Genomic DNA, 13,743 nt, shown 5'->3' on the forward strand with positions numbered 1-13,743 from the left:
GCGGCGGCATGGCATCGAGCCGTGCGTTCTGCGTGCACGGATGCCAGACGGCCGCACGGCTGCGCGCCTGCCACGCCGTGTTGGCGCTGGGCGCGCCGTCGGCCGGCACAGGGATGGGGGGATACGCCATACGAACCTCCAGGTAGCGACACCGGCCCAGGCATTGCTGCACAACGGAACCGGCACATGGCGGCGTATGGTAGGCGGGCAGTTGATCAAACGACAAGCGGACAGATCGACGCTTTTTGTCGGCAAATTGATTGCCGAAGCACGATGAAGGCGGCTTTTTCGGCGGACGCGCATTGTCCTGCGTCGATCTCGTCCCGAAAATTTTTTTGCGAAGCCACCTTATTGGTGGCGCGAACGTCACTTCTATTAAGTGGATCCGCCACCGAAGCCATATCAGGCGAGGGTGATATTCAGAATGTATCTGGAGTATGTGCCGTGCCGTTGCTCCAGACTAGGGATAACCCTATACTCGGGAAAACCCTAGAGAGAACAACATCATGATCCAGCAAGCCTATTACACCCCGAAGTTCGCCGGCCAAGTGCAAGTTCAAGAAGCTGCTGGCCGTACGTCGCTGCTGCGCGCGGTGCTCAACTATTTCCGCCAAGGTTGGGATGACAACCTGGAGAATGCCGAGGTGGTTGGCCAGTCGGGTTCGTACGTCGGCTAAGCCTCTGCGGCACGGAAAGAAGAAACGGCGCATTGGCGCCGTTTTTGTTTTGTGGTCGTTATCGACGCACCGTCTTCAGCACCAGCGCTGCCGCCGAGCCGATCACAATGCCCCAGAAGGCCGACCCCAGCCCAAACAACGTCAGCCCAGAGGCCGTCGCCAGGAAGGTGATGACCGATGCCTCGCGGTGGTCTTCATCCTGGATGGCGCCCATCACGTTCGACGCAATCGCCCCGATCAGCGCCAGCCCGGCCAGGATGGCGACGAATGGCTTGGGCAACGCCGCAAACAACATCACGATGGCGCCCGCGAAGGTGCCGCCGATCAGGTAGAAGATGCCGTTGGCGATGCCCGCCACATAGCGCTTGGCCGGATCGTCGTGCGCGTCCTTGCCGGTGCACAGCGCCGCCGTGATGGCCGCGATCACGATGGTGATGCCGCCGAAGCACGCGACGGCCATCGACGCCACGCTGGTGGTCGTCATGATCGGCCGGGCTGGTGTGTCATAGCCGGAGCCACGCAGCACTGCCATGCCCGGCAGGAACTGGCCGGTCAGGCTGACCACGACCAGCGGGATGGCGAGGCTCAGTGTCGAGCTTAGGGTCCACTGCGGCTGGATGAAGATTGGCCGGGCGACCTCCAGCGAGAGGCCGTCGAAGTGCGTCAGCCCCAGCGCCATCGCCAGCACGATACCCGTCAGCAGTACCACCACGATGCAGTAGCGCGGCCACCAGCGCCGGCCCAGCACGTAGACGGCGATCATGGAGAACGCCAGCACCGGCATCGTCGCGGCAGCCGCGAAGGCGTGTGTGCCGAACTGCAAGAGGATGCCGGCCATCATGCCGCAGGCAATGCCCTTGGGAATCAGGCGCATCAACCGGTCGAACGTCCCTGATATGCCGATCAGCAGAATGACGACCGCCGCCGTCACATACGCCCCCACCGCCTCATTGAGCGACAACCCCGGAAACAGCGACACCAGCAACGCCGTGCCCGGCGCCGACCACGCCGTCACCACCGGTGCCTTCCACCGCCAGCTCGCGTAGATGCCGGAGACGGCCGCGCCGATGGAGATCGCCCAGACCCATGACGCCACCATCGCATCGGGCACATGCGCGGCCTGCGCCGCCTGGAAAAAGATGACCAGCGGCCCCGCGTACGAGATCAGGACCGCCAGGAACCCGGCCGCAACGGCCGAGACCGACCAGTCTGCGAGAAAACCACGCGGGGCGACCGCTTGCGTGCTCGAAGGAGGCATCACGGGCGTCCAGGTTATCGCGCGATGACCGAAGCCGAGCGCTGGTGGTTGATGAACGCCACGGCAATCGTCGCGATCACCGCCGGCACAGCCATGGCGAAGAAGTTGTGATGCAGCGGCAGCGCCATGCTCACCAGCACACCAATCACGATGGGCGCGAGGATCGCCCCGCTGCGCCCCACCCCCGAGGCCCAGCCGATGCCCGTGGAGCGGATGCTCATCGGGTAGAACTGCCCGGCATAGGCATACGTCACGATCTGCGTGCCGATGGTGCAGCCGCCCGCTACCGCCACCAGCAGGTACAGCGCCTCGGTCGAGGTCTTGATGCCGAGCAGCGCGATCGACACCGCCGCCAGTGCATACATGCCCATCAGCACGTACTTGATGTTGAAGCGGTCAGCCAGCCAGCCCCCGCCGATCGCGCCGAGCATGGCGCCGAAGTTCAAGACCAGCACGAAGGTGAGCGCCGAACCGAGGCTATAACCGGCGGACGCCATCAGCTTGGTCAGCCACGAGCTGAGCGCGTAGACCATGAACAGGCACATGAAGAAGGCGACCCAGAACATCGCCGTGCTGAAACCGCGTCCGTCCTGGAACAGCTTGCCCAGTGGGGTATCGCTGCCACTGTCGGCTTCTGGCAGGACGAAGGTGTCGCCCGGCAGGGGCGCATCTTCCGGGCGCAGGCGGCGGACGATGTCACGCACCGCATCGACCTTGCCCGCGCGCAGCAGGAACGGCATCGACTCCGGCAGCCACCGCAGGATCGCCGGCACCAGCAGCACCGGTAGCCCCGCCGCAAGGAACACCGACTGCCACCCATGGCGCTCCAGCAAGCCCTTGCCGATCAGCGCCGCCAGCATGCCGCCGACCGAGTAGCCGCTGAACATCAAGGTGACGAGCGTGCTGCGCGCGCGGCGCGGCGAGTATTCCGTCATCTGCGCCACGACGTTCGGCATCACGCCGCCGATGCCCAGGCCGGCCAGGAAGCGCGTCACGCTGAAGGTGATCGGGTCGGTAGCAAAGCCCGCCGCCGCCGTGAAGATGCTGAACAGCACGATGCACACCGCGATCGCCCAGCGACGGCCGATGCGGTCCGCAATCGTGCCGAGGAAGATCGCGCCGAACATCATTCCGAACAGCGCTGCGCTGACCATGAAGCCGGCGCTGGTCGGCGTCACGCCCATGTCCTTCATGATGGACGGCAAGGCAATGCCCGCGACCGCAAGGTCGTAGCCGTCAAAGATGATGATGAGCGCGCACCAGAACAGCGTGATGGCGTGGAAGCGGCCGAACCGGGCGTGGTCGGCCACCGCGTGCAGGTCGATCTGACGCATGCGTGGTCTCCTTTGGTGTATTCCGGAGGCGTGAGCGCCTCTCTCATGCTGGGTTGGCTTCTTCGACTGATAGGCGCGCTCTAGCGGCGCGCTGCGTGTTTCAACCCAGGTCCCCGCCTCCGACCGGCAGCACCGTCCCGGTGATGTACGAGGCCTCGTCCGAGGCCAGAAAGAGAATCGCCCTCACCTGCTCGTCGATCGTGCCGTAGCGGTGCATCAGGCTGCTGGCGACGGTCTGGTCGACGATGCCCTGGTACCAGACGGCTTCCTGCTCCGACATCGGCGCCGCGTTGCGCGGAATCTTGCGCGGCGGCGCTTCCGTCCCACCCGTGGCGACGGCGTTGACGCGGATGTTGTCCTCCGCATGCTCGAACGCCAGGCTGGCTGTGAGCGCATTGACGCCACCTTTGGCCGCCGCATACGGAATCCGATAGATGCTGCGCGTGGCGATCGACGAGACGTTCACGATCACGCCCTGCTTGCGCTCGACCATGCCGGGCAGCACGGCGCGGCAGCACCACAGCGTCGGGAACAGCGAGCGGCGGATTTCCGCCTCGATCTGCGCTTCCTCATAGTGCTGGTACGGCTTGGCCCAGATCGTGCCGCCGACGTTGTTGATGAGCACGTCGACGCGACCGAAGGCATCCAGCGCGGTCTGCACTGCATGCTGGGCGCCGGCGTAGGTTTCCAGGTCAGCCGTGACGGCGTGGGCCTGGCCACCGGCTGCAGCAATCTCAGCCCGCACCTCGTAGACCAGCTCGGCGCGGTCCACCAGCAGCACCTGGGCGCCCTCCCCGGCAACCGCCAGCGCTACGCCGCGCCCGATGCCCTGCGCCGCGCCGGTCACGACGACGGCCTTGTCCTTGAAGCGTGCGGTTGTGCTCATCGCGCGGCGGCCTCGCTGGCGGAGAACTTCTCGTACAGGAAGCTCGCGGGCGTCACGCCAGTCTGCTGCAGCCAACCGCGTACCGCTTCCACCATGGCGACGGGGCCGCACAAATAGATATCGACGTTGCCGCCGTTGAGCCATTCGGGCTCGACGTGCTGCGTGACGTAGCCCTTGCGCGGCTGCACGCTTTCCGGCGCCACCACGCAGACGCGGTAGTCGAACGACGGCAGCTTCTGGCGGGCGGCATCCAACTGCGCCAGCGCTACCAGGTCGATGTCATTGGTCACGCCAAACACCATGCGCACCGGCTGTTGCGTGCCGCTGGCTGCCAGCACGTCGAGCATCGACAGGAACGGCGCGATGCCCGTGCCGCCGGCCAGGAACAGCACCGGCCGCATGACGTCACGCAGGTAGAAGCTGCCGTAAGGCCCGGCAAACGCGATGCGCTGGCCCGGCTGCGCGTCTTCGCTCAGGTAGCGGCTCATGCGCCCGTCCGGCACGTTGCGCACCACGAAGGCGGCCTGCGTCGCGCCCGGCGCCGAGCTGAACGAGTACGAGCGCGTCAGGCCCGTGCCCGGAATCTCCACGTTCACGTACTGGCCCGGCAGGAAGGTCAGGCCCGCTGCATCGTCCAGGTCGATGGCGAAGCCGATGGTGGAGTCCGACAGTTTGTCCACCGAGGCGATCGTGCCGCTGAAGCTCGACACGCCCGTCTTGCATGCCGTGGAAGACGCCGCAATCTTGACCACGCAGTCCGACTTGGGCCGCGTCTGGCAGGCCAGGATGATGCCCTGGGCGGCTTCCTCGGCCGTGAGCGCGTCTTCGATGTAGCTCGATTCGGGCAGGTCGTACTCGCCGGCCTCGCAGTGGCAGCGGCAGGTGCCGCACGCGCCGTCGCGGCAGTCCAGCGGGATGTTGATCTGCTGCCGGTACGCCGCGTCGGACACAGTCTCGCCGGGGTTGCACGAAATGAAGCGGGTGACACCGTCTTCGAATTGGAGGGCGATGCTGTAAGTCATGATGCGTCTCCTGCCAGCGTCATCACACGTGATACACGTCGATGACCTGGTGGATGTAGTCGTTCTTCAGGACGACATACTTGTTGCGGATCAGCGGCTGCGTGCCCGAGAAATCGATCACGTAGCGCGCCATGCCGAAGTGGCTGTAATTGGTCTTGTAACGGTGGCTGAGCGTGTGCCAGTTGAAGCGCACGGTCAGCACGTCGCCAGCATTGCCACCCCGCGCTTCCACCTCGACATTGCTCACGTTGTGGCTGGTGCGCGTGTCGGGCATGGTGGCACTGGAGCGCTCGGTCTTGATGCGAAATACGCGGTCTTCCAGGCCCTGCCGGTTCGGGTAGTAGATCAGCGAGATCTCGCGCTGCGGGTCGGTGACGAGCGTGTCGTCGTCGTCCCAGGCGGGCATCCAGAATTCGGCGTCGGGGTGGTAGCAAGCGAGCCAGTCGTCCCACTGCTCGTCGTCCAGCAGGCGGCCCTCGCGGTAGAGGAAGGCGCGGATGCGGTCCATGTCGATGGTGCTCATGCCGGTTCCCCCTCAACGCTCAGCGCGTGCTTCATCACGTCCAGCCAGTAGCGGTGCTGCACGGTGTACAAGCCTTCGTCTTCTGTCTTCACGCCACTCATGATCGGGTTCAGACCGATCTTCTGGGCGGCCTCATCCGGCCCCTGAATCCAGTGCTTGGAGCCCCGGCACATGTCGTTCCAGGCCAGCGAGATGCCCGCGTAGCCCTGCTGGCAGGCGCGGAACTCTTCCAGGTCATCCGGCGTGGCCATGCCGCTCACGTTGAAGAAGTCTTCGTACTGGCGGATGCGGCGGGCGCGGGCGTCGTCCGGCTCGCCCTTGGGCGCGATGCAGTAGATCGTCACCTCGGTCTTGTTGGCGGCGAGCGGGCGCAGCAGGCGGATCTGCGAGCCGAACTGGTCCATCAGGTACACGTTCGGATACAGGCACAGGTTGCGCGAGTTGCGCACCATCCAGTCGGCGGTCTCGGCGCCGCAGCGCTCGGCGTATTCGTCGCGGCGGGCGAAGTTGGGGCGATCTTCCGGGTTGGCCCACTGTGTCCACAGCAGCATGTGGCCATGGTCGAAGGCGTAGAAGCCGCCGCCCTGCTTGCCCCACTTGCCGGCGTCCATCGCGCGGATCTTGTCTTCGCGCGCGTTCTGCTCCTTGCGGTGCGCGGTGGTGGCCGCGTAGTTCCAGTGCACGGCCGACACGTGATAGCCGTCCGCGCCGTTCTCGGTCTGCAGCTTCCAGTTGCCCTCGAAGGTGTAGGTGGACGAACCGCGCAGCACCTCCAGCCCGTCGGTGGACTGGTCGACGATCATGTCGATGATCTTGGCCGCCTCGCCCAGGAAGTCCTTGAGCGGCTTGACGTCGGCATTCAGGCTGCCGAACAGGAAGCCGCGATAGCTCTCGAAGCGCGCCAGCTTCTTCAGGTCGTGCGAGCCCTCCTTGTTGAAGCACTCGGGGTAGCCGGCCTCTTCCGGGTCCTTCACCTTGAGCAGCTTGCCGCTGTTGTTGAAGGTCCAGCCGTGGAACGGGCAGGTGTACGTCGCCTTGTTGCCGCGCTTGTGCCGGCACAGCATGGCGCCGCGGTGGCTGCACGCGTTGATGAAGGCGTTCAGCTCGCCCTGGCGGTTGCGCGCGATCACCACCGGCTGACGGCCGATATGCGTGGTGTAGTAGTCGTTGTTGTTCGGGATCTGGCTCTCGTGCGCCAGGTAGATCCAGTTGCCCTCGAAGATGTACTTCATCTCCAGCTCGAACAACGCTTCGTCGGTGAAGGCGCTGCGGTGCAGGCGGTAGTCGCCGGTCTCGGCGTTTTCGACCAGGTAGTCGTCCAGCCGCCGCAGCGTCGGTGTGGTGTCGGGATAGATCGGGATCATGGCCGCCTCCGTATTCGCGTGTGCGCCTGCGCCTTACGCTGCGGCGCGTTCGCGCTCGACTTCCGCAGCCGGCACGCCGGCAGCTTCCTCGTACATGCGGAAGTCGAAGTCGATGGACGCGTACGGCTTGCTCACGCCCTTGTCGGCCAGTGCCTTGGCATCGTCGATGCGCTTGACCGGTGGCACGAGGCCGTCACGGCTGGCAAAGGCGAAGTCGTCCCACAGGTATTCGTCGCCGTCGATGTTGATCTGCGTGGTCAGCTTGCGGTGGCCGGGCGCGGAGACGAAGAAGTGGATGTGCGCCGGGCGGTTGCCATGGCGGCCGAGCTGGTCCAGCAGGCGCTGCGTGGTGCCGTTCGGCGGGCAGGCATAGCCCATCGGCACGATGCTGCGGAACTGATAGCGGCCGTTGGCGTCGGTCACGATGGTGCGGCGCAGGTTGAAGGCCGACTGGCTCTTGTCGAAGAACGAGTAGTTGCCCATCAGGTTGGCGTGCCACACCTCCACCTTGGCGCCGGGCAGCGGCTTGCCGTGGGTGTCGTACACGGTGCCCTGCATGAAGAGCACCTCGCCCTGGTCGGCTTCGGTGCCGTCGTCCAGGCGTGCAAAGCCTTCGGCCGCCGGGGCGCCGGCCACGTACAGCGGGCCTTCGATGGTGCGCGGCGTGGCGCCGGCCAGGCCGGCTTTTGCGTCGGCCTCATCCGCGCGGATGTCGATGAAGCGCTCCAGCCCGATGCCCGGGGCCAGCAGGCCCAGCTCGTGCGTGGCGCCAGCTTCGGCCAGGTATTCCAGGCCCTTCCAGATTTCGCTCGGCTGCAGGTCCAGGTCTTCGATGGCCTTGAACAGGTCGCTCACCAGGCGGACGGTCACTTGCTGAACGCGCGGGTTGACGGGGCCGGTGGCCGTGTCGACCAGGAAGCTCTTCACCAGTGCATCGATTTCTGTGTGTGTCATGTCTCTACTCCACGTGTCTCGTTGTAGGAATGCGTTTTGCGGGGATGCGCCCGCCCGGCCGACGCATTCGACGGCCGAGACTGGCGCGGAAAGCTCAGCGATCGTCCTGGCGGATCGACGACGGATGCCGGCACAGCGGCTGCACTTCGATCGTCATGTACGGGAACAGCGGCAGCGTGGAGACCAGCGCATGCAGCTCGTCCACGTTCTCCACGTCGAAGATGCTGACGTTGGCGTACTGGCCGGCGATGCGCCACAGGTGGCGCCACTTGCCCTCGGCCTGCAGCGCCTGCGAGCGCGCCTTTTCGGTGGCCTTGAGGGCAGCCGCTTCCTGCTCGGGCATGGAAGGCGGCAGGCGGACATCCATTCGGACGTGGAACAACATGGGGCGTCTCCTTGGTGGGTGTTGTCTTGGTTTTGTAGTTATTGCCGGCCCAGGCGGGCCAGCTTCTCGCGGTCGATCTGGATGCCGAGGCCGGGGCCGGTCGGCACCTGCAACATGAAATCGCGGTACTGCAGCGGCTCGGTCAGCAGTTCTTGCGTGAGCAGCAATGGGCCGAACAGCTCGGTGCCGAAATGCAGGTCGCTGAAGGTCGAGAACACGTGTGCCGAGGCAGCGGTGCCGACCGCGCCTTCGAGCATCGTCCCGCCATACAGGCCAATGCCTGCCAGTTGGGCGATGGCCGCCACCTGCATGGCCGGCACGAGGCCGCCGGACTGGGCGATCTTCACGGCGAAGACATCCGCGCTGGCGCCGCAGGCCAGCTCGAAGGCATCCAGCGGGCCATGCAGGGCCTCGTCGGCCATCATCGGCACCGCAAACTGGCGGGCCAGGCGCTGCAGCGCGGCGCGGTTCTCGGCGCGCACCGGCTGCTCGATCAGGTCGATGCCACCGGCTTGCAGCGCGGCAATGCCGTTGGCTGCGTCGAGTTCGGTCCAGGCCTGGTTGACGTCCACCCGCACGCTCACGGCGTCGCCCAGCGCGCGCTTGATCGCCAGCACGTGGGCCACGTCGTCGGCTACCGGGCGCAGGCCGATCTTCAGCTTGAAGATGCGGTGGCGGCGCTCGGCCAGCATGACCTCTGCTTCGGCAATGTCCTTCTTGGTGTCGCCACTGGCGAGGGTCCAGGCCACCGGCAGCGCGTCACGCAGGCGGCCGCCAAGCAACTCCGACAGCGGCACGTTCAGGCGGCGTGCCTGGGCATCCAACAGCGCCGTCTCCAGCGCGCACTTGGCAAAGCGGTTGCCCTGGATGGTCTTGCGCACGCGTGCCATGGCAGCGGCCACGTTGCGCGCATCCATGCCGATCAGCAGCGGCGCGATATGCGTGTCGATGTTGACCTTGATGCTCTCTGGGCTCTCTTCGCCGTAGTTCAGGCCGCCGATGGTGGTGGCTTCGCCCCAGCCTTCGATGCCGTCGTCGCAGCGCACCTGCACGAGCACCAGCGTCTGCACGTGCATGGTGGCCACGGAGAGCTTGTGGGGACGAATGGTCGGCACATCCACTAGAATGGCCTCGATCGAGCGAATCATGTTTTCCTGGTATGAAAATGACAGCAATCAACTTGGAAATCAGATTACGCAGCGGGTTTTATTGCGTCCAACACTGATTTGGTATCAGCTTCATACTTGGAAGGTATTGAAATGGAGTTGCGCCATCTCCGCTACTTCGTGGCCGTGGCCGAAGAGCTGAACTTCACGCGCGCGGCCGAGCGCCTGCATATCGCGCAGCCGCCGCTGTCGCGGCAGATCCAGCAGCTGGAAGAGGAAATCGGCGTGCTGCTGTTCGAGCGCGGCAGCCGCCCGCTCAAGCTGACCGAGGCCGGCCGCTTCTTCCACGCGCACGCGCGCCAGTTGCTGGCACAGACGGCGGAGCTGGCCTCCATGACGCAGCGCGTCGGCCAGATCGAGCGCCGGATGTCGATCGGTTTCGTTGCCTCGACGCTGTACGGCATGCTGCCCAAGGTCATCCGCCGCTTCCGCGCGGAATACCCCATGGTCGATCTGACGATGCACGAGATGACCACCATGGAGCAGATCCAGGCGCTCAAGGACGGCCGCATCGACGTGGGCTTTGGCCGCATCCGCTACGAAGACCCGAACGTGCGGCGCATTTTGCTGCGCGATGAACGGCTGGTCGCCGCCCTGCCCTCGGGCCATGCGCTGCTGGGCGCCAAGCCGGCGGTGTCGCTGCGCGACCTGGTGGGGGACACGCTCATCATCTACCCGCGCACGCCGCGCCCGAGCTACGCCGACCAGGTGCTCGCCCTGTTCCATGATCGCGCGCTGGAGCCCAGCAAGGTCTATGAGGCACGCGAATTGCAAATCGCGCTGGGGCTGGTGGCGGCGGGCGAAGGCGTCTCTGTGGTGCCGCGCAGCGTGGCGGGGCTCAAGCGCGAAGATGTCTGCTACATGGAACTCGACGACCCGCAACTGGTCTCGCCCATCATCTTCAGCACGCGGCTGCTGGATGAGTCGGAAGACATCCAGGCGATGCTGGACCTGACCTACCGGCTGTACGAAGAACAGAAGATCCCGCATTACCCGCCACGGTAACCGCCCAGTTGGCGGATTGACGAGGCCGCGACATGGGCTAGATTCAAGAGGTGGAGCGCGCACGACCGCGAAGGGAGGCGTGGCGGATGACAAGACTATTTCGGCCTGTCGGCCTACTCATGCTCGTCGTGCCGCTGACACTGATTGCGGTACTGGCGTTTCTCGTGTCGGATGAGCTGAAAACCTCGGCACAGCAGGCGTCGTATCTTGCGCACCTGGGCAAGGACATCGGCTTTCCATTGCGCGCCGGCCCCGCGCCGTCTGTCCGCTACCCCAACTCCGGCCCCTACGACCGGCGCCTCGGCTACAGCCAGCTCCCCCTCTTTCTCGACCGCTTGCGCACGCGCGGCTATACGGTGACGGAACAGGCGGTGCCGTCCGCCACCATGAACGCGCTCGTCAACTACGGCCTGAACGCGCCTTACCTGGAGAAGGATCAAGCGGGTTTACAGGTGTTCGACGCGAGCAACCATCTGCTCTACTACCAGCGCACTCCGGAGCGGGTCTACACCAGCTTCGACGCCATCCCGCCCGCGCTGGTCAGCTCGCTGCTGTATGTCGAGAACCGCATGCTGCTCGACCCGGGCCAGCCCAAACGTAATCCGGCGGTCGAATGGGGGCGCTTTGCGCTGGCGATCTGGGACCGCACTGTCCATATCGCCGACCCGGACCATGAATCCCCTGGCGGCAGCACGCTCGCCACGCAGATCGAGAAGTACCGCCACTCGCCCGAGGGCCGCACCGAATCGGCCAAGGAGAAGATCCGGCAGATGGCGTCGGCCTCCGTGCGCGCCTACCTGAACGGCGAAGACACCACGGCGGTGCGGCATCAACTGGTGGTCCACTACCTGAACACGGTGCCGCTGGGTGCCCGCACCGGGTTTGGCGAGATCCACGGCATCGGCGATGGCCTATGGGTCTGGTATGGGCGGGACTTCGCGCAGGTCAATGCGCTGCTGGCCGATCCCGGATCGGCGCCGCTGGAGGCCCGCGCGCTGGCCTACAAGGAGGCGCTGAGCCTGCTGATCTCGCAGCGCCGGCCGTCGTACTACCTGGAACACCTGGACGATCTGGAGGAGCTGACCGACGCCCATCTGCGGGTGCTGGCGGGTGCGGGCATCATCCCGGCGTCGCTACGCGATGCCGCGCTGGCGCAATCGCTCAAGCAGCAGGCCCAGCACGTCAAGGCGCCGCCCGCGCCGGTGGAGCGCAAGGGCACCAACGCCGTGCGCGTGAACCTGGCCGCCATGCTGGGCGTGCCCCGCATGTACGACCTCGACCGGCTCGACCTGACCATCGGCAGCACGCTCGATGCCAGCCTGCAGCAGGACGTCACCACCGAGCTGCTCAAGCTGCGCGACCCGGCCTACGCCAAGGCCGCCGGCCTGGTCGGCGACAAGATGCTGGAGCACGGCGACCCGCGCGGCGTGACCTACAGCTTCACGCTGTTCGAGCGCGCCGCCGGCACCAACCGCGTGCTGGTGCAGGCCGACACCTTCGACCAGCCCTTCGACATCAACGAAGGCGTGAAACTCGACCTCGGGTCGACCGCCAAGCTGCGCACGCTGGTGAACTACCTGGAGATCATCACCGAGCTGCGCGGCAAGTACGCCAACACCGCGCCCGATGCGCTGCGCAAGCTGGACATCCCAACGCAGAATGCGATCGAGCGCTGGGCGGTCGACTACCTCGCGCACACGTCCGACCGCAGCCTGGCCCCCATGCTGGAAGCGTCGCTGGAGCGCAAATACTCCGGCAACGCCGGCGAATGGTTCACCACCGGCGGCGGCATGCAGCACTTCGATAACTTCGAGAAATGGGAGAGCACCCAATTCTTCACGGTGCGCGAGGGGTTCAAGCATTCGGTCAACCTGGTGTACGTGCGGCTGATGCGCGATATCTCGCGCTATTACCAGCACCAGTTGCCGAGCGCCGGCGCCCAGGCGCTGCAGGATGGCGACTCCCCACAGCGACAGGTCTACCTGGAGCGCTTTGCCGACCGCGAGGGCCGCCTCTTCATGGGGCGCTTCTATACCAAGTACCGTGGCAAGACCCCGCAGGAACAGGAAGACGTGTTGGTCCAGAGCATCCGCCCCACGCCCGTGCGGCTGGCGACGCTCTTCCGCAGCCTCGACCCGCAGGCCGGGCCGGACAAGATGGCCGCCTTCATCCAGGCGTACCTGCCCGGCGCCAAGCTCGACGCGCCCACGGTGGCTAAGCTGTACAACACCTACTCGGTGCAGCGCTTCGACCTGGCTGACCGTGGCTATATCGCGCACTTGCATCCGCTGGAACTCTGGCTGGTTGCGTATCTGCGCCAGCATCCGGAGGCGACGCTCGCCCAGGTCAACCAGGCCAGCGCGGCCGAGCGCATCGCGGTCTACAAGTGGCTGCTGAAATCGCACCGCAAGGGCGCGCAGGACAAGCGCATCAAGCAGATGCTGGAGATCGAGGCGTTCCAGTCGATCCACCAGGCATGGAAGCGGCTGGGCTACCCGTTCGAATCGCTGGTGCCGTCGTATGGCACGGCGATCGGTGCCTCGGCAGACCGCCCCGCCGCGCTGGCGGAGCTGATGGGCATCCTTTCAAACGACGGCCTGCGCATGCCGACCGTGCGCGTCGACCGCCTGCACTTTGCCGCCAAGACGCCGTACGAAGTCAGCCTGTGCCGCGCCCCCGCCGAAGGCGAGCGCGTGTTGCCGCCCGAGATCCCGCAACTGGTGAAGACGGTGCTGGCAGAAGTCGTGGACGGCGGCACGGCCAAACGGGTCGCCAACACCTTCGTGCTGCCGGACGGGGCACCGCTGCCCGTGGGCGGCAAGACCGGCACCGGCGACAACCGCTTCAAGACCTTCAGCCGCGGCGGGGGGCTGATCTCCGAGCGGGTGGTGAGCCGCTCGGGCGCGTTCGTGTTCTATCTGGGCGACCGCTATTTCGGCACCGTGGTGGCCTACGTGGCCGGCCCGGAGGCCGCCAAGTACAAGTTCACCAGCGCCCTGACCACGCAAGTGCTCAAGGTGCTGGCGCCCACGCTGATGCGGCATCTCGGCAAGTTTGACGCGGCGGCGGCAGTGCCCTGCGCGCAGGCGCGAGCAACATCGCAACCGGGGTTGGACTAGTGGCCTGTAACGATTGAATCGGGAGTAATGCGACGAGTTGGGTCGAAGTA

At 65.7% G+C, this 13,743-nt stretch carries 12 protein-coding genes; 3 read left to right on the top strand and 9 right to left on the bottom strand.

Features of this window, described 5'->3' with window-relative positions:
- Positions 1 to 506: 506 nt before the first annotated feature.
- On the top strand, positions 507 to 677 hold the full coding sequence (locus QZ609_RS17580) for a hypothetical protein (protein WP_295497494.1): 171 nt from the start codon (positions 507 to 509) through the stop codon (positions 675 to 677).
- Positions 678 to 735: 58 nt separating this feature from the next.
- On the opposite strand, the gene QZ609_RS17585 is transcribed toward QZ609_RS17580, so the two are convergent.
- The 9 genes from QZ609_RS17585 to QZ609_RS17625 form a co-directional block, all read right to left on the bottom strand.
- Positions 736 to 1,935 carry a benzoate/H(+) symporter BenE family transporter gene (locus tag QZ609_RS17585; protein ID WP_295497496.1) on the bottom strand — a complete coding sequence of 400 codons (1,200 nt, stop codon included), beginning with the start codon at positions 1,933 to 1,935 and terminating at the stop codon, positions 736 to 738.
- Between the two features lie 14 nt (positions 1,936 to 1,949).
- On the bottom strand, positions 1,950 to 3,269 hold the full coding sequence (locus tag QZ609_RS17590; RefSeq protein WP_295497498.1) for an MFS transporter: 1,320 nt from the start codon (positions 3,267 to 3,269) through the stop codon (positions 1,950 to 1,952).
- 100 nt (positions 3,270 to 3,369) lie between these two features.
- On the bottom strand, positions 3,370 to 4,155 hold the full coding sequence (locus QZ609_RS17595; protein ID WP_295497500.1) for a 1,6-dihydroxycyclohexa-2,4-diene-1-carboxylate dehydrogenase: 786 nt from the start codon (positions 4,153 to 4,155) through the stop codon (positions 3,370 to 3,372).
- Entirely contained in the window at positions 4,152 to 5,177 is a 1,026-nt protein-coding gene (benC, locus tag QZ609_RS17600) for a benzoate 1,2-dioxygenase electron transfer component BenC (protein ID WP_295497502.1), read from the bottom strand. The genes QZ609_RS17595 and benC overlap by 4 nt, the downstream gene beginning before the upstream one ends.
- A gap of 22 nt (positions 5,178 to 5,199) precedes the next feature.
- On the bottom strand, positions 5,200 to 5,700 hold the full coding sequence (gene benB, locus QZ609_RS17605) for a benzoate 1,2-dioxygenase small subunit (RefSeq protein WP_295497504.1): 501 nt from the start codon (positions 5,698 to 5,700) through the stop codon (positions 5,200 to 5,202).
- The gene (gene benA, locus QZ609_RS17610) at positions 5,697 to 7,064 is read right to left on the bottom strand and encodes a benzoate 1,2-dioxygenase large subunit (protein ID WP_295497506.1); all 1,368 of its coding nucleotides are present in this window, start codon (positions 7,062 to 7,064) and stop codon (positions 5,697 to 5,699) included. The genes benB and benA overlap by 4 nt, the downstream gene beginning before the upstream one ends.
- Before the next feature lie 33 nt (positions 7,065 to 7,097).
- Positions 7,098 to 8,018, bottom strand: a complete 921-nt coding sequence (gene catA, locus QZ609_RS17615; RefSeq protein WP_295497508.1) for a catechol 1,2-dioxygenase — start codon at positions 8,016 to 8,018, stop codon at positions 7,098 to 7,100.
- Positions 8,019 to 8,112: 94 nt separating this feature from the next.
- Entirely contained in the window at positions 8,113 to 8,403 is a 291-nt protein-coding gene (gene catC, locus QZ609_RS17620; protein WP_295497510.1) for a muconolactone Delta-isomerase, read from the bottom strand.
- A gap of 38 nt (positions 8,404 to 8,441) precedes the next feature.
- The gene (locus tag QZ609_RS17625; RefSeq protein WP_295497512.1) at positions 8,442 to 9,551 is read right to left on the bottom strand and encodes a muconate/chloromuconate family cycloisomerase; all 1,110 of its coding nucleotides are present in this window, start codon (positions 9,549 to 9,551) and stop codon (positions 8,442 to 8,444) included.
- A 111-nt stretch (positions 9,552 to 9,662) separates the two neighbouring features.
- Here QZ609_RS17625 and QZ609_RS17630 point away from each other — a divergent pair, with 111 nt between their 5' ends.
- Together QZ609_RS17630 and QZ609_RS17635 are read left to right on the top strand one after the other, a co-directional pair.
- Positions 9,663 to 10,574, top strand: a complete 912-nt coding sequence (locus QZ609_RS17630) for a LysR family transcriptional regulator (RefSeq protein WP_295497514.1) — start codon at positions 9,663 to 9,665, stop codon at positions 10,572 to 10,574.
- Between the two features lie 86 nt (positions 10,575 to 10,660).
- On the top strand, positions 10,661 to 13,693 hold the full coding sequence (locus QZ609_RS17635; RefSeq protein WP_295497516.1) for a transglycosylase domain-containing protein: 3,033 nt from the start codon (positions 10,661 to 10,663) through the stop codon (positions 13,691 to 13,693).
- Positions 13,694 to 13,743: the final 50 nt, after the last annotated feature.

It is taken from the genome of uncultured Ralstonia sp., from assembly GCA_913056305.1.
GTDB lineage: Bacteria > Pseudomonadota > Gammaproteobacteria > Burkholderiales > Burkholderiaceae > Ralstonia.